15 protein-coding genes are annotated in these 16,490 nt (G+C 60.7%); 7 read left to right on the plus strand and 8 right to left on the minus strand.

The annotated features are described in order from the left end of the window. Position 1 precedes the first annotated feature (1 nt). The 8 genes from F506_RS15840 to F506_RS15875 form a co-directional block, all read right to left on the minus strand. Positions 2-808 carry an anti-sigma factor family protein gene (locus F506_RS15840; protein WP_053198974.1) on the minus strand — a complete coding sequence of 269 codons (807 nt, stop codon included), beginning with the start codon at positions 806-808 and terminating at the stop codon, positions 2-4. Further along, positions 805-1,305 carry an RNA polymerase sigma factor gene (locus F506_RS15845; RefSeq protein ID WP_053198976.1) on the minus strand — a complete coding sequence of 167 codons (501 nt, stop codon included), beginning with the start codon at positions 1,303-1,305 and terminating at the stop codon, positions 805-807. The genes F506_RS15840 and F506_RS15845 overlap by 4 nt, the downstream gene beginning before the upstream one ends. Positions 1,306-1,326: 21 nt before the next feature. After that, the gene (locus tag F506_RS15850; RefSeq protein WP_053198979.1) at positions 1,327-1,695 is read right to left on the minus strand and encodes a COG4315 family predicted lipoprotein; all 369 of its coding nucleotides are present in this window, start codon (positions 1,693-1,695) and stop codon (positions 1,327-1,329) included. A 118-nt stretch (positions 1,696-1,813) separates the two neighbouring features. Next, positions 1,814-2,284 (minus strand): group I truncated hemoglobin, encoded by a 471-nt coding sequence (locus F506_RS15855; RefSeq protein ID WP_053198981.1) that lies wholly within the window; start codon positions 2,282-2,284, stop codon positions 1,814-1,816. After that, positions 2,284-3,141 carry a DUF3034 family protein gene (locus F506_RS15860; RefSeq protein WP_235471558.1) on the minus strand — a complete coding sequence of 286 codons (858 nt, stop codon included), beginning with the start codon at positions 3,139-3,141 and terminating at the stop codon, positions 2,284-2,286. Before F506_RS15860 ends, F506_RS15855 begins: the two co-directional genes overlap by 1 nt. Before the next feature lie 120 nt (positions 3,142-3,261). Beyond that, positions 3,262-5,646: a putative bifunctional diguanylate cyclase/phosphodiesterase gene (locus tag F506_RS15865; RefSeq protein ID WP_053198984.1), complete on the minus strand. Its 2,385-nt coding sequence runs from the start codon at positions 5,644-5,646 to the stop codon at positions 3,262-3,264. Between the two features lie 37 nt (positions 5,647-5,683). Further along, positions 5,684-6,292, minus strand: a complete 609-nt coding sequence (locus F506_RS15870) for a methylamine utilization protein (protein WP_053198987.1) — start codon at positions 6,290-6,292, stop codon at positions 5,684-5,686. 154 nt (positions 6,293-6,446) lie between these two features. Then, positions 6,447-7,064 carry a TetR/AcrR family transcriptional regulator gene (locus tag F506_RS15875; protein WP_053198989.1) on the minus strand — a complete coding sequence of 206 codons (618 nt, stop codon included), beginning with the start codon at positions 7,062-7,064 and terminating at the stop codon, positions 6,447-6,449. A gap of 245 nt (positions 7,065-7,309) precedes the next feature. On the opposite strand from F506_RS15875, the gene F506_RS15880 reads away from it, so the two are divergent. The 7 genes from F506_RS15880 to F506_RS15915 all read left to right on the plus strand — a co-directional run bounded on the left by F506_RS15880 (position 7,310) and on the right by F506_RS15915 (position 16,489). Next, a complete protein-coding gene (locus F506_RS15880; RefSeq protein ID WP_053198991.1) occupies positions 7,310-8,809 on the plus strand; it encodes an efflux transporter outer membrane subunit in 1,500 nt (499 codons plus the stop codon). Positions 8,810-8,896: 87 nt separating this feature from the next. Continuing rightward, positions 8,897-10,123, plus strand: a complete 1,227-nt coding sequence (locus F506_RS15885; protein WP_053198993.1) for an HlyD family secretion protein — start codon at positions 8,897-8,899, stop codon at positions 10,121-10,123. 15 nt (positions 10,124-10,138) lie between these two features. Beyond that, positions 10,139-11,704 carry a DHA2 family efflux MFS transporter permease subunit gene (locus F506_RS15890; RefSeq protein WP_053198995.1) on the plus strand — a complete coding sequence of 522 codons (1,566 nt, stop codon included), beginning with the start codon at positions 10,139-10,141 and terminating at the stop codon, positions 11,702-11,704. A 555-nt stretch (positions 11,705-12,259) separates the two neighbouring features. Continuing rightward, positions 12,260-13,534: an ABC transporter substrate-binding protein gene (locus tag F506_RS15900; RefSeq protein WP_053198998.1), complete on the plus strand. Its 1,275-nt coding sequence runs from the start codon at positions 12,260-12,262 to the stop codon at positions 13,532-13,534. A 66-nt stretch (positions 13,535-13,600) separates the two neighbouring features. Beyond that, entirely contained in the window at positions 13,601-14,479 is an 879-nt protein-coding gene (locus tag F506_RS15905; protein ID WP_053199000.1) for a carbohydrate ABC transporter permease, read from the plus strand. Between the two features lie 113 nt (positions 14,480-14,592). Continuing rightward, a complete protein-coding gene (locus tag F506_RS15910) occupies positions 14,593-15,360 on the plus strand; it encodes a carbohydrate ABC transporter permease (RefSeq protein ID WP_053199002.1) in 768 nt (255 codons plus the stop codon). Between the two features lie 94 nt (positions 15,361-15,454). Then, complete coding sequence (locus F506_RS15915; RefSeq protein ID WP_053199004.1) at positions 15,455-16,489, plus strand: NAD(P)-dependent alcohol dehydrogenase; 1,035 nt, start codon at positions 15,455-15,457, stop codon at positions 16,487-16,489. Position 16,490 lies beyond the last annotated feature (1 nt).

Below are 16,490 nucleotides of genomic sequence, written 5' to 3' on the forward strand. Positions count from 1 at the left end.
GTTATCGGACCGGCTTGTCCAGCTGCTCATAGACGCTATTGGCGATGCGCGCCAGTTCCGTGCGGTCGATGCTGCCTGACAAGGCATAGCCGAACTTGCCGTCGATCCAGTAGAACACGTTGACCGTGCCTTCCTGCGCAAAACGAAAGCCGGTGTCCTTGTTCTGTACCTGGTCGGTGGAAACGTACAAGGTCAGCCGCCGGCCCGCGCCGTCGTGATACATGAATTGTGCCACCGGCGCGCTCTGGCCCGGCAGCAAACGTCCGCCGATCAGTTCGTAGCCCAAGGGAGCAAGCTTGGGCGCGTGGACATCGGCGCCGATGCGCTTGGACAACCAGCGCACCAGCGCTTCTTCCTGGTCGGCGCCGACTTCCACCGGGCGACGCGCATCAGGCGTGTAGACAGCGTGCGCCACGGCTGCGCGACGCGCCATCATCAGCGGCGCATCTACGCGCGTGGCGCTTCCCGCCGCTGCGGCGATCCAGCCAACAGGCGACGATTGCGCCGCGCCGTGCAGATACCAGCCGCCGGCGCCGGCAAAAATCGCGACGATGAACACCGCCGCGTAACGCCGCAGCAATTCCCAGTTGCTGCTGGGTCGCGCCGACAAACGCGCCGGCAGCGGTTCGTCCAGCACCGGATCGAACAGCAGGTGCAAGGCCTGGTTCTGGTGGCGGTAGGTGCGCAGGCGCTCGGCTTCCTCCGGATTGCGCTCCAGATAGGCGGCGACATCGGCAAGCCGCTCCTGCGGCAGCAAGCCGTCGACATAGCCCTGCAAATCGGCTTCGGTAACCGGTAACGGGTTCATTTGACCACCTTCAACGTCGAATGCTGGGGCCGTCCTTCGACCAGCGTGCGCAAGCGCTCGCGGGCGCGCGACAGGCGCGACATGACGGTTCCGAGCGGAATGCCCAGCGTCGCGGCCACTTCTTCATAGGTCATCTCTTCGAGGACGACCAGCAACAAAATCTCGCGTTGTTCGGCGGCCAGCAGCCGCAACGCCGACTCAAGGTCATATCCGACCAGCCGGTCCGGCGCGTAAGCCGGCGTCGCCAGCGCATCCTCGTCATCCAGCGCGACCGTCGGAATCACCGGCTTGCGGCGCTGGTCGACGTGCAGGTTGTGCATGATGCTGAACAGCCAGGGCCGCATGTCGCTGCCCCTGCGCCAGCTCGCCAGCTTTTGCCAGGCGCGCTCCATGGTGTCTTGCACCAGGTCGTCGGCGCCGGCGCGATCGCCGACCAGCGCCCGCGCGTAACGGCGCAGGCGCGGCAGGCAGGCGAGCAGATGACTTTCGTCGGACATGGGCTCAGCTGAAGAAACGGATCAGTTCTTGACGACGTGCCAGATGTTCTTGAAATTGTCGCCGCCGCGGTCGCCCGGATTCTTGTCGGATGCAAACAGATACAGCGGCTTGCCATTGAGAGCCAGTTGCGGGCTGCCGTCATCCCGCTTGATCACCGAGAACGGTGCGCTTGGAGTGCCGACCGGCGCCACCGGCGGCCAGGCCGTGGCGCAAGGACCGTTGCAGACGCTCTTGCCGACCGGATCGTTGTCGAAGGTGTAGACGGTCATGCCCTTGGTGGTGACGAGGACGTCGTCGGCTTTCTTGACAGCCATCTCTTCAGCAAAGGCCGCAGGCACGGCGGAGGACAGCAGGGTCAATGTCAGCAGGGACAGTGGGAGCAGTTTCATGGCGGTATTCCTTTCGTAGCAGGGTTGCGCGGTTTTGCCTTACCCATGACACGGTAGACGTCTGCAGCGCGGGTTTTATTCCACTCCCACGAAAATATATTCTTCCCGGCCCGGATCTTTATTTTGTGACAACAGTGCGTTGCATCGGCGCCAGCAAGGCCAGCAGCTTGTTCTGCGTACGCGAGGAGATCCCCGACTTGTCCATCGCCGCCTGCAGGTCTTCCACCAGCGCGTTGAACTGCGTATTGCTGAGTCCCAGGCCCTGGTGCACTTCCTTCATCGGATCGCCGCTGTACTTGCACGGACCGCCGCTCAGTTCACAGAACTGCTCGGTGATGAGCTTGGCCAGCCGCTTCATGTCGGTGTCCTTGAAAGTGTCCTTGATGCGGGCATCGGCCAGCGCCAGGGCCAGGGTGTCGTCGACCACTTTGGTCAGCACTTCCAGCCCGCCCAGATCGCGGTACAGGCTGTCGTCGGCTTTTTGCGCGAGGGCCGGCAAGGCTGTCGTCAGCACCATCAGGACAGCCAACACAGCCAACACAAACGGGATCGCAGCCAGCCGGCCCGAAATTGTCGTCGGATTTTTCATCAGAAGCCCGCCTGCACGGAAAGATAGACGCCGTCCTGGCGCTTGGGATTGTAGATGGTGATGTCGCCGAGCGAGACGTAGGCCAGCGTCAGCGACAGGTTCTTGCTCGGGAACCAGGCGACGAAGGCATCGTAATAGTCCTTCTCGTTGTCGACGGCGAGGTTGCGCGGCTTCATGCGGTATTCCGCGCCGACCACCCACTGGCGGTTGAGCAGATAGGCCACCGAGCTTTCCAGCATGGCCTGATAGCGGTCGTTCTTGTCGCCGCCGAAACCGAGGATGCCCATCTGGTTGGCCTTGGTGGCGCGCACGGTGGCGTTGAGCAGCAAGCTCTGGTCGAGGAACAGCTTGGTCGCCGCGAGGTAGTAATCGATGCCGGAATCACTCTTGGCGCCGAGGTCCTTGACGTTGGTGAGGGCAGCACCCAGGCCGCCGATGCCGTTGTTGCGCTTGACCATCACGCCGGCCGCCAGCTGCGGCATCCAGGTGTCCTGGTCGTAGACGATGTCGCCGGCCAGCTTGACCTTCACGCCATAGATGTCCTGGTCGATGCGCAGATTATTGAGCGGCGCCAGGCTGCCGGTGAAGCGCTGCCTGGCCACCGACAGCTCGACGCGGTCGGCGATGCCGACGGCCACGCCGTACGAGGCCAGCTTGTAGTCCTGGGTGCCGACATAGGTGTAATGCACATTGGCGCCGTAACTGTCGCGGCTGCCGTAACCGGTGATGGTGGCCCACGGCACCAGGCCGCCGCCGCCGGCGCCTTCGACCTGGACCACCCCGGCCGTGGCCATCAGCTTGCCCATGTCCGGCGTCATTGCGCTCTGCGCGGATGCCGTGGCGGACGTCAATGCCATGAAGGCGCTCAATGCGAGCATGGATGCCTGCCGCAGCGCTTTTCCAGCCGTATTGGTCATGTATCTCCCCTTTTCCCCCAAACACTGCCCCGAATCTGCATCGAGTCCAGGCGCAGCAACTCAGATCGCCATGTTCTCGGATTGGCTGGGCATCTCCGGCGGCGTCCATTGCTCCAGCCATTCGATGAAGCGGTCGCCGGGCATCGGCTTGCTCATGAAATAACCTTGCGCCTGGTCGCAGCCCATCTGCCGCAACAGATTCCAGACCGCCAGTGTTTCCAGCCCTTCCGCCACCACCCGCAGCCCCAGGTTGTGGCCCAGGTCGATGGTCGACTTGACGATCTTGGCGTCGTCGGCGTCATGCTCCATGTTCATCACGAACGATTTATCGATCTTCAGTTCGTCCACCGGCAGGCGCTTGAGGTAAGCCAGCGACGAATACCCGGTGCCGAAATCGTCAATCGCCAACTCCACGCCCATGGCGTTCAGGCGTTCCAGCGTCAGTTGCGCGCGCACCGGATCGTCCATGATGGCGCTCTCGGTGATCTCCAGGCACATGGACGATGGCGCCAGGTTGTTGCGCGCCAGGATATCGGCGAAGTGCTGCGGCAAATCCTGGTCCAGCAGATCACGCGTCGACAAATTGACCGAAAACTTGAGCGAAATCCCGCGTCTTTGCAGTTCGCTGCAGAGGATCGCCGTTTTGCCAAGCATCCACGACGTCAGCATGCGGATGAAGCCGGTGGTCTCGGCAAACGGGATGAAATTGTCCGGACCGATGAAGCCTTTTTCCGGATGCATCCAGCGCACCAGCGCCTCGGCGCCGACCACGCGCCCCGAGGCCAGGTCGACCTTGGGCTGGGCATACAGCAGGAATTCGTTGCGGTCGAGCGCGCGGCGCAGTTCGCTCAAGAGACTCAGGCTTTCCTGGCTGCTCTTGTCGATCGACGGTTCATAGACCGTGAAGCCGCTGCCGCGTCGCTTGGCGACATACATCGCCACTTCGGCGTTGCTCAGCAGGGTGTCGCTGTTTTCGCCGTTTTCCGGATAACCGGCGATGCCGATGCCGGCGCCGAGATCCACGGTCTGTTCATCAATCGACAGCGGCACTTCCAGCGAACTCAGGATGCGCTTGGCCTGGCGCACCGCTTCGACCTGGTCGGTGGCCGGCAGCAGGATCGCGTATTCGTCGCCGCCGAGACGGGCGACCTTGTCGTTTTCGCGTTCCAGCTGTTGCTCCAGGCGACGGCCCACCTGGCGCAGCAGGCTGTCGCCGAAGCTGTGGCCGAGCACGTCATTGACATGCTGGAAGCGGTCCAGATCCATCATCAGAATATGGCATTGGCCGCCGGTGGTTTTGGCGCGCTCGATGGCGGTGTTGAGCAGCGTGGCGAACTGCACGCGATTGGGCAGATCGGTCAACGGATCCCAATATGCCAGCCGGCGGATTTCCAGTTCGCGATTGGCGATGCCGGAACGCATGCTTTCGAACGCATCGGCCAGCTTGCCGATCTCGTCGCCGCCCTTGATGTCGATGCGGGCGCGGTAGTCGCCGGTGCCGAGCCGCTTGGCGATATCGGCCAATGCGCGCAACGGACGGGTGATGCGGCGCGCCACGAAGGCGCTGGCGAAGATCGCCATGATCACGCCGATGATGCTGATGGACAACAGGATCAGTTGCAGGCGGCGATACGGCGCCACCGCTTCGCTGATCGAGCGCTGCAGCACCGCCACCGCGCTTTGGTTGTTTCGGCCTTTGGCCAGCACCAGCAAGCGCGCGCTGTAATCGTTGTCGGCGATGCTCAGCTGGGGAATGAAACTGTTGCCGGCCGGTGACTGCGGCAATTGCGACATCAGCATGGTTGACTCCGGCTTGGCCAGCGTCGAGATGTCCTGCTGCCACTGGCCTGCGCGTGTGCTCACCAGCACGCTGACCTGCAGCGACGACAAGGCGCGCATGTCGGAAATCAGTTTTTTGTCGACCGGGAAACCCATCACGACCCAGCCGATGATGACCGGAGCCCGCACCGGCACGGCGACGATCTGAAACAGGTTGTCGTCAACGATCACGGTGTCGGAGGCGCCGTTGGTGGCGACAGCCTTGCCGACCAGCTCCAGCGCGCTGCGCTGCAGGTCGGTGCTGGGATAGGCCTGGGTGGACGCCTTGACGCGCTGATCGGTGCCGATCAGCATCGACAGCGTCGAGCCGATGCGCGCGCCGTGGTTTTCGAGTACGGAGGTGATGGTTTCGCGATCGTCGGTGCCGAGCGCCTGGCGGAAGCCGAAATCCGACGCCAGCAACCGGGCGCCCTGGGTCAGCTTGTCGGCATTCTGCTCCAGCAGGCGCAGGAACACGCGCTCGCCGATGATCAGCTCGTCGCGGATCGACGCGCGCGCGTTTTCATCGATCGCCTTGCGAATGGCGATGAAACCCGCCAGCTGGACCAGCAGGATCAGGATGATGAATAGTGCAACGATGCGGTTTTCCAGCCGATGCCAACGCACTTGTGAGCTCCCCGTTTCCCTTAGCTTGCGATGACGCTTATTCCACCGGAACGGCCTTGACGGCCAGCTTGACCGAGGCGTTCATATCGGCGCCCTGATACGTGATCGGCTGCTCCATCGCCGCCTCATTGGGCGCCATCTTGAAATACCAGGCCTTCAGCGCGTATTTGCCGTTGACCAGGCCGTCCAGCTTGACGCGCCCGGCCATGTCGGTCTTGCCGAAGAACGGCGTATTGACGACTTGCACGTACGCGACCATCTGGTCGTGAATATTACAGCCCAGCACCACGGTGCCGACCTTGTCGAACACGATCGGGCTGGTCGGCACGCCGGAATACAGCTTCAGCTCGAAAGTCTTGGCCGGCGAAAACGAATAGACGTGATGCCGCACCTTGTCGTGATTGGGAAAGAGAATAGGCGTGCCGACTTGCACCACGCTTACCAGCGGGAAGAATTTGACGTCCTTTTGCTCCACTTCGGCCTGCTTGAGCGATTTCGGCACCACCTGGCCGCCGGCCGGCTCGGCGTACACCACCGCATTGGGCACGGGCGCGCCGGTGACGTCGAGCACCTGCACGGTCACGGTCGCGGCCGCAGCGCTCACGGCGGCGCCGGCCGCCAGCAACGCAAGACCCCCTGCCAGCATGCGACGGGCATGCCGGTGAACAAACGATAGACGCATCATCGCCGCAAATTTGAATTTGAAAAACGGATCGAAAAATCGGCAGCACAACCTGCCAGCCTGCTCACCTCGGAATTGTTATCTGGGGCGTTTTTGGCGAGCGAGACTCATTATGCAATTAATTCGATCTTTGCGCTGTTAAATAACCAACAACTGCCGGAACAATTTCTGATCGCACGCTGGCCGCATTGAGTCCCGGCGGCGCGATCAGCACCACCGCATTGACCAGCGCCTTGAGCATGCGCTGGACCACGAAGGCCGCCACATCCACGTCCGGCGCGCTGATGCTCTTGCGATGCTTGATCAGGACGCCGCGGATGGCTTCAAAGAAGCGCTGGCGGACATGGTTCGACACCGGCAGGTGAAATGAGGGGAATTCTTCTTCCAGGATGCGATTGAGTTCCGGTTCGACCAGATGCGCCGCCACCAGCGCCTCGATCAGCGCTTCGAAGTCGCGCTCGAGGCTGCCCGAGGCGTCCATCTTCGCGACGACTTCTTCAAACAGATGCAGCATGCGCGCGACGTGGCGTTCGCGCAGCGCAAAAATCAGCGCGTCTTTGTTGGGAAAATACTGATACAGCGAACCGACGCTGATGCCCGCCGCTTCCGCCACGAGATTGGTGTTGGTCTTGGCGTAACCGCGTTCCACCAGCACTCTCGCCATGGCGTCCAGGATAGTGTCGACCATGGCTTTCGAGCGCGCCTGGCGAGGTTCTTTACGTGGCTGCAGTTTCATTTTTCAATCCAACTTTCTAACATGAGCTAATGTTCGTATATGCGAGTATAATACAAAAAGATGAGTTTTTACTCGCTAGCGTGCAAACAGCTTCAGCAAGTAGCCACCGGCCAGGAAGTTCAAACGGTGGCAGCAACCTCGTCGAAAAATTCAGCATCAGGTCGGTTGCCGGACTCATCGGCGACGCATTAGCTATATTGATCCACATCCAGATACAGCAATAAGAATCCACTTTGGAGAATGTCATGACATCCGCCTCATCGCCCGCACTGCGTTTGCGGGTGGTCGCCCTTTGCGCGCTCACCATCGGCACCTTCGGCCTGTCCGGCTGTGCCAGCTTCAGCGGCATCGGCAGCGATAAACACATGGCGCAACCCGGCGATTACGCCGCCGAGCGCAGCCTGGCCGCTCAGGGCCAGGGCCAATGGCCGGCCGCCAATTGGGTTGACCAGTTCGGCGACGCGCAGCTCAGCGCGCTGATTGCCGAAGCCATGGAAAACAGCCCCAGCCTTCAGCAAGCCCAGGCGCGTATCGCCTCGGCCAGCGCACTGGCCGAAAGCAAGGGCGCACCGCTGCTGCCGACCGTGACCGCCGATGCGTCCGTCACGCGCAACCTGTTTCCGGAAACCACCATTTATCCGCCACCCTACGGCGGCAGCTGGTACAACGAGAAAAAAGCGTTCCTGAACCTCGGCTATGAGCTGGATCTCTGGGGCAAGAACCATGCCGCACTGGCGCAAGCCGTGTCGCAGCAGAAGGCCGCCGAAGCCGGCGCCCAGGAAACCCGCCTGGTGCTGGCCAGTTCGATTGCCTCGACCTACAACCAGCTGGCGACCGAATATGCGCTGCATGATATTGCGCAGCGCACCGTCAACCAGCGCGAGTCGCTGCAAAGGATCACCTCCGACCGCGTCAAGACCGGTCTCGACACGCAGATCGAACGCAGCCAGTCGCAAGGCAGCAGCGCCGAAGCACGCGCCCAGCTGGTGCAAAGCGAAGGCCAGATCACGCTGACGCGCCAGCAGCTCGGCGTACTGATCGGCAAGGGTCCGGACCGCGGCCTGCAAATCGCCGCGCCGCGCATGGCCACGCTGACCACGCCGGAACTGCCGGCGCAGTTGCCGCTGAACCTGCTTGGCCGCCGTCCCGACATCGTCGCGGCACGCTGGCAGGTAGAAGCCGCGACCAAGGACATCGATGTCGCCAAGGCGCGCTTCTATCCCGACATCAACCTGTCGGCGATGATCGGCTTCGACTCGCTGCTCAACTCGAATCCGTTCACGGCCGCTAGCAAGAGCATTGCGTTCGGCCCGGCGATCAGCCTGCCGGTCTTCGAAGGCGGCGCGCTGCGCGCCAACCTGAAGGGATCATATGCATCGTACGACATGGCGGTGGCGTCGTATAACCAGACGCTCAATGAAGCCTACGGCGACGTCGCCCGGCAGATCACCGGCATTCGTTCCATTGATCGCCAGCTGCCGATTCGCCGCGAAGCACTGGCGTCGACGCAGCGCGCCTACGATCTGGCGCGCGAACGCTATCGCATCGGCCTGACCTCGCAACTGGTGGTGCTCAACGCCGAAACCGCCCTGCTCGCCCAGCAACAGGCGCTGATCAACCTGGAAGCCAGCAAGCGCAACCAGCAGATCGGCCTGTTCAAGGCGCTGGGCGGCGGCTTCGATGCGCAGCAGGCGGGGCTGGCGATTGCAACGCCGGCAGCCCCTGCGGCAACCAAGGCGCAATAATTTTTATCAGACGGATCCAAGCGTGACGCAACTGCCCATGAGCGGTTGCGCCTCCCAGAAAAAACAAAGAGATACACGGAGTAATTCATGAGTGAAGCCCTTCCACAAAACGGCAGCGCCGCCAGCAACGGTAATGGCAACGGCAAACGCAAGCGCCAGTTGCTGCTGCTGACGATCGTCCTGCTGGCCATTGCCATCGGCCTTTTCCTGTACTGGTTCCTGCATGCCCGCTTTTTCGAAGAAACCGACGACGCTTACGTCGGCGGCAACGTCGTGCAGATTTCGGCGCAGGTCGGCGGCACCGTCACCGCGATCAAGGCCGACGACACGCAAGTCGTCAAGGCCGGCCAGCAACTGGTGTCGCTCGACGCCGCCGACACCAAACTCGCCCTGGCGCAAGCCGAAGCGGCATTGGCCCAGGCCGTGCGCCAGACCCGCCAGACCTTCCTGAACAACGACACGCTGGCGGCCAACGTCGCTGCGGCTGAAACCAATCTCGCACGCTCCCGCGACGACCTGCAACGCCGTCAGGCCGGCATCGCTTCCGGCGCCGTCTCGCAGGAAGACCTGGCGCATGCCCAGGACGCCGTCAAGAATGCCGCCGCCGCACTCGACCAGGCCCGCGCCAGTCTTGCCGCCAATCGCGCCCTGACCGATCACACCAGCGTGACCGAACATCCGAATGTGCTGCAGGCGGCCACCCAGGTGCGCAACGCCTACCTGAACTACGCCCGCGTCAATATCGTGGCGCCGGTCTCGGGCTTCGTGTCCAAGCGTTCGGTGCAACTGGGCCAGCGCATTGCTCCCGGCAACCCGCTGATGGCCATCGTGCCGCTGGAACAGATCTGGATTGACGCCAACTTCAAGGAAGGCCAGTTGAAGCACATCCGCATCGGCCAGCCGGTTGAGGTGATTGCCGACGTCTACGGTTCCGACGTCAAGTACAAGGGCACCGTGGTCGGCTTCTCGGCCGGCACGGGTGGCGCCTTCTCGCTGTTGCCTGCGCAGAACGCCACCGGCAACTGGATCAAGGTGGTCCAGCGCGTGCCGGTGCGCATCGCGCTCGATCCGCAGGAAGTCCAGGCGCATCCGCTGCGCGTCGGCCTGTCGACCACCGCCACTGTGGACATCCACGGCGACGGCAAGACGCTGGAAGCAGCACCGACCAACTTCCAGACCAACGTCTACAGCGACCTCGGCAAGCAAGCCGATGAGATCGTCGACCGCATCATCAGCGACAACGCCAGCGGCCTGCAGGCTCAGAACCAGACGGCGTCGAAGAAGAAGGCCGCCATCGTCATTCCTCACACCTGATCGGACGCATCCTCCATGGCGAGCAGTCCTCAAACCTATACACCACCGCCGCCGCTGACCGGCGGCAAGCTGGTGCTGGGCACCTTGTGCGTGTCGCTGGCGGTGTTCATGAACGTGCTCGATTCGTCGATTGCGAACGTGGCGATCCCGACCATCTCGGGCAACCTCGGCGTCTCCATCGATGAAGGCACCTGGGTCATTACCTCTTTTGCAGCGGCCAATGCGATCTCGATTCCGCTGACCGGCTGGCTGACGCAGCGTATCGGCGCAGTGCGCCTGTTCGTCTCCTCGGTGCTGCTGTTCGTGCTGGCGTCGTGGCTGTGCGGCCTGGCGCCGACACTGCCGATCCTGCTGGGCGCGCGCGTCCTGCAAGGCCTGGTGGCCGGCCCGATGGTGCCACTGTCGCAATCGCTGCTGCTGGGGGCCTACCCCAAATCCAAAGCCTCGTTTGCGCTGGCGCTATGGGGCATGACCGCCGTGGTCGCGCCGGTGGCCGGACCGGCGCTGGGCGGCTGGATTACCGATGCCTATAAATGGCCGTGGATCTTCTACATCAACATCCCGGTCGGCTTGCTGGCCGCCGGCATGACGATGGCGATCTACAAGGATCGCGAAAGTCCCACGCATAAACTGCCGATCGACACCATCGGCCTGCTGTTGCTGATCACCTGGGTGGCGGCATTCCAGATCATGCTCGACAAGGGCAAGGACCTGGACTGGTTTGCGTCGCCGACCATCGTGACGCTCGGCATCATTGCGGCGGTGGCCTTCGCCTACTTCGTGATCTGGGAATTGAACAACGACCATCCCGTGGTGGACTTGCGCCTGTTCGGCAGGCGCAACTTCTTCGGCGGCACGGTGGCGATCTCCATCGGCTACGGCGTGTTCTTCGGCAACCTGGTGCTGCTGCCGCAATGGCTGCAGCAGTATCTCGGCTACCGGTCCATCGACTCCGGCCTGTCGACGGCGCCGATCGGTATTTTTGCGGTGATCCTGATGCCGCTGATCGGCAGGTTCCTGCCGCGCATGGATGCACGCAAGGTGGCGACGGCGTCCTTCGTCGGCTTTGCCTGCGTGTTCTTCATGCGCTCGCGCTACAACCTGGAAGTCGATCAGTGGACGGTCATTTTGCCGACGCTGTTGCAGGGTATTCCAACGGCGATGTTCTTCGTGCCGCTGACGGTGCTGCTGCTGTCCGGCCTGCCGCCGGAACGCATCCCCGCCGCTGCCGGCCTGTCGAGCTTCGTGCGCGTGTTCTGCGGCGCGATCGGCACCTCGGTGGCGACCACCGCGTGGAACAACCGCACCATCGTTCATCACGCCCAGCTGATCGAACATGCCACACCTTACAGCACGGCGTTGCAGCAGATGTTCAGCAATCTCACCGGCAATTTCGGCATGAGCACCGAGCAGGCCACCGGCCTGATCGAACGCAACCTGAACGCGCAGGCGGCGATGATCGGCATCAACGACATCTTCTGGCTGTCGGGCGTGATTTTCCTGGTGATCATTCCGGTGATCTGGATCATCAAGCCCGCCAAGGGCAACGCAGGCGCGGAAGCGGCGGCCGCGGCGCACTGATCCGCACCCTGCTCTTGCGCAAAGAAAAGCGCTCGCTCCCGCACGGGACGAGCGCTTTTTTTGTTCACGACGTTACCGATGCAGTAACAACCGCATCCGGCATGGCGGTGAGCACCTCACCCGATCCGCATACCTATACGCAAAGCTAGCGAACTTTCGACTCGCGAACCACGCAAACACCTCCAAACATTTTTCCGGTGTGTCAAAGCACAATTGCGAGTACTCATCATATCTCAGTGAATCAAACCGAAATTCACCTTAACAACTAAAGAAAATACGGAACTCATATCACCCCGTATTTTCTCATTCCTGAATCTGGCGGAATTTACAGCACGACAAATAGTGCTGGCTGTGCGACTTGTCGATCATCGACAGACCTTTCCATTTGTGAAAATAGTACAGATCGGCCACGCATTTTGTGGTGGCGACTATCGCGATCGCAGCCCTATAGTCCTTCTTGTCGCGAAAAAACGTGGCCGGCACAGTCGGTCAAACGTAAGCGTCGGCAGTTGAATTTTTTACTGCGTTGCCAAAAAAATAACGGAGACAACAACGATGAATAAACATTTCTGTACCGGCGCGCTCGCCGGCTTCGCATTACTGACCTCCACGGCTTTCGCGGCAGACTCCTGCAACGTACCGCAATTGAAGGTTCTCGCACAAAAAACATTGGGTCTGACAACCATGGAAAAATCCTTGGCGGAATACAGCAAGACCAGCGGCACCAAAGTCGACCTCGTGTATTTCGGCGAAAACGACCGCCGTGGCAAGTCTCGCCTGGATGCCTCCACCAAAGCTGGTGCCTACCAAGTGTATTACGTCGACGAAGCCAATGTGGCCGAATTCGCGGCAGCCGGTTGGATTTTGCCGTTGTTGAAGTACTACCCGAAGGAATACGACTACAACGATTTCCTGCCGGGTCGCCGTTCCGTGGCGAGCTACAAGGATGTCGCTTACTTTGCGCCGTTGTACGGCGGCGGCGACTTCCTTTATTACCGCAAGGATTTGCTGGAAAAGGCCCACATTGCCGTGCCGCAAACGCTGAGCGAACTGCAGACTGCCATCAAGAAGCTGAATAATCCCCCGAACGTTTATGGCTGGGTGGCGCGCGGTCAACGCGGCTCAGGTATGAACGTCTGGCGCTGGTCTCCCTTTTTCACTGCCATGGGCGGCGAATGGGTTGGCAAGGATGGCAAAGCCAGCTTCAATTCCGCTGCCGGCGTAAAAGCCACGCAAACCTACATGGATCTGCTGAAATACGCACCTCCCGGCAGCGCCACCTATGACTGGAGCAATGCGATCGAAGCCTTCCGCGCTGGCAAGGTTGCGTTCATGATCGAGTCCACGCCATTCGCCGACTGGATGGAAGACGCCAGCAAATCCTCGGTGGCAAGCACTGTCGGCTACGCCCGGCCACCTGCGCCGCTGTCTTCTGCTGGCTTCGGCCACGGTTTTGCCATTGCTGCTTACGGCAGCAAGGACGAGTGCACCCGCCAGGCCGCCGGCAAATTCATCGCCTGGGCCAGCAGCAAAGAGCAAGAACAGGCGCGCCTCAAGGATGGCGTGTTCAGCGACTATAACCGCACCAGCACAATTGCCAGCCCTTTCTTCAAGCAGCACGTGAAACCTGGCATCGTCACCGGTCTGAATGCAATCAGCGACACCACCAAACTCAACATCTGGTCGTCACCTGTATGGCCGCAGGTGGGCGATAACCTTGGTGTGGTGCTGGAGGAACTGTTCACCGGTACTCGTACCAATGTCAAAGCCGCACTGGACGATGCTGCCAAATATACCGACGCCGTCAGCGCTCGCGCCAACCGCCGCTAGGACATTTTCTGATTGCACGGCGGTGCCTCACCGGTACCGCCAGGCGTGGCTTTTCGAGAAAAAACAATGAACAAACGTCATCGCACTTCCCTATCCTATGTGTTCCTGCTGCCCCCGTTGCTGATCCTGGCCGTCCTGGCGCTGGTGCCGACCATGGGTGCGATATACCTCGCGCTGCGCGATCGTATGCTGCAATACGCCGACAGTCGTTTCATCTGGTTCGAAAATTTTTCACGGCTGATGGAAGACCGTCGCTTTCTCAATGCAATCAAGGTTTCGGCCCAATGGGAGGCGGTCACGGTAACTGGCACCCTGCTGGTCGGCGTACTGCTGGCGATCTGGCTGTTTGAGAAAACCACGCCGCGCACCCGCAACCTGCTCTCAGTACTACTGATCATTCCGGTGCTATTGCCGCGCGTGTCTGCCGCTTTCCTTTGGAAATTCATGTTTTCGCCCTTGCTTGGCATCGTCAGTTGGCTGCTGGGTTTTGTCGGTCTTGGCAACATCGCCTTCCTGTCCGATCCCGGCCTGGCATTGTTGGCGGCGGCCTTTGTCGACATCTGGCAATGGGGACTGTTTTTCGCCGTGATCGTTCTCAAGTTGCTGGAAACCCTGCCGCCGGAACCGCTGGAAGCGGCTCGTATCGATTATGCCCGCAGCTGGGAACTATATGCGCTGGTGGCGTTGCCGATGCTGCGTGCGCCACTGGTCAGCCTGACGCTGATCAAGATGATCGAATCGTTGCGCTCTTTTGACCTGATCTATGTCATGACCAAAGGTGGCCCCGGTATCGCCACCGAGACCCTGGATATGTATGCCTATTCGCAGGGTATCGGCCTGTCCGGCGATATCTCCTACGCATCAGCAATGGCGGTCCTGATGATGATATTGACGACTGCGCTGTTCACAATCATTTGGAAGCGAGCAAAAAAATGGCAAGAGTAATCGCAGACCTGCAAACGCATGCCGAAACGCCGCCTCGTGTACTGAAAAAAACTGCCACCGGGAGCAAACCGATACGCCGCATACTCAAACTTCTCAACTGGCTGGGGCTGGCGATGCTGCTGAGCGTAGCCTTGTTCCCGGTGCTGTGGGCGGTGCTGAATTCACTGAAGGAACTAATGGATATCGTGTCGCCGACGCCGCGCTTTGTGTTTCAGCCGACGCTGGAAAATTATCGCCAGGTGCTGCAAACACCGGCAGTCTTGTCCGGTCTCTATAACAGTGTTCTGATAGTCGGATCTTCAGTGGGACTCGGTGCCCTGCTGGGCATTCCTGCCGCCTATGCAATTGCGCGCTATCCCATGCGCCTGCGCGACGACATTCAGTTCTTCGTGTTGTCGTTGCGTTTCCTCCCGCCCGTTGCGGTAGCGATTCCCTTGATGGCGATCTGGATCGACCTCGGCATCTATGACACAAAATTTTCACTGATTGTGACGTATCTGTTGACCACGCTGTCGACCGTTATCTGGCTTTCCATTCCGGCCTTCCAGCGTGTCCCACGCGAAATCGAGGAAGCGGCACTCATCGACGGCTACGGTCCGTATGCTGTGTTCTGGCGTATTGCCTTACCGCTTGCTTCAAAAACCTTGCTGGGCGGAGTCGTGTTCAGTTTCGTGCTGGTCTGGAACGAACTGATGATGGCATTGACACTGTCTTCTCAGCAAGCCGCTACCTTGCCGGTGATTGCCGCGACGTTCACCTCGATGGGACAGGAAGTTCCATGGGGCGTGCTCAACGCATCGACGGTATTGCTGGCCTTGCCGCCACTGGTATTTCTGGGCTTGCTGAGTCAGTTATTGAATTCGATGCTGAAGCATCGTTAATTCACTCAAGATTAAGAACTCGTTTCACAAAGAAACGGATTCCAAAAAACGGGGTAGCGCCGACCGCTGCATTAACAAGATGATGGAGTAAATGATGAAAGCCCTTGTCCTCGAAAAGCAGCACGATATCCAGCTGCGGGAGATCGATCTGCCGCTGGCTATCGGCCCGCGCGATGTCAAGATCAAGATACACACGGTAGGCGTCTGCGGCAGCGACGTGCACTACTATCAACACGGCAATATCGGATCTTTCGTGGTGAACGAGCCTATGGTGCTGGGACATGAGGCCGCCGGCGTAGTGGCTGAAGTGGGTGCAGAGGTCCGCAACCTCAAAGTCGGCGACCGCGTCTGCATGGAGCCGGGCGTGCCCGACTTCGAATCGACCGCGACCCGACTGGGACTCTACAACCTCGATCCGAAGGTACGCTTCTGGGCGACACCGCCTGTCCACGGCTGCCTGACACCATTTGTCTCGCACCCGGCGGCATTTACTTACAAGTTGCCGGACAATGTCAGCTTCGCCGAAGGCGCAATCGTGGAACCACTGGCCATCGGCTTGCAGGCCGCCACGAAAGCACGCATCAAACCGGGCGACCTGGCGGTAGTGATCGGCGCCGGCACGATCGGCATGATGACCGCGCTGGCGGCGCTGGCCGGCGGTTGCAGCGGGGTGGTGATCTGTGACCTGGTTCAGGAAAAGCTGGACGTGATCGATCCCTACCCCGGCATCACCACCGTCAACCTGCGCCGACAATCGCTGCCGGAAATGGTCGCCGGGATCAGCAGCGGCTGGGGAGCCGATATTGTGTATGAGGCCAGCGGCAGCGACAAAGCTTACGATGGCATCTTCGATCTGCTATGCCCGGGCGGCTGCCTGGTGCTGGTGGGCATGCCGAACACCAAAGTGGCAATCGATATTGTGGCGATCCAGACCAAGGAAATCCGCATCGAATCGGTATTCCGCTACGCCAATATCTTCTCGCGCGCGTTGGCTCTGATCGCTTCCGGCAAGATCAACGTCAAACCTTTCATTTCACGTTCGTTTAAATTCGCCGACGGCGTCGCCGCCTTCGAGGCTGCTGCCGGTGCTGACCCGCACGACGTCAAAATTCAGATCGAATTGGAGTGAG

Source organism: Herbaspirillum hiltneri N3 (assembly GCF_001267925.1).
GTDB classification, from domain to species: domain Bacteria; phylum Pseudomonadota; class Gammaproteobacteria; order Burkholderiales; family Burkholderiaceae_D; genus Herbaspirillum; species Herbaspirillum hiltneri.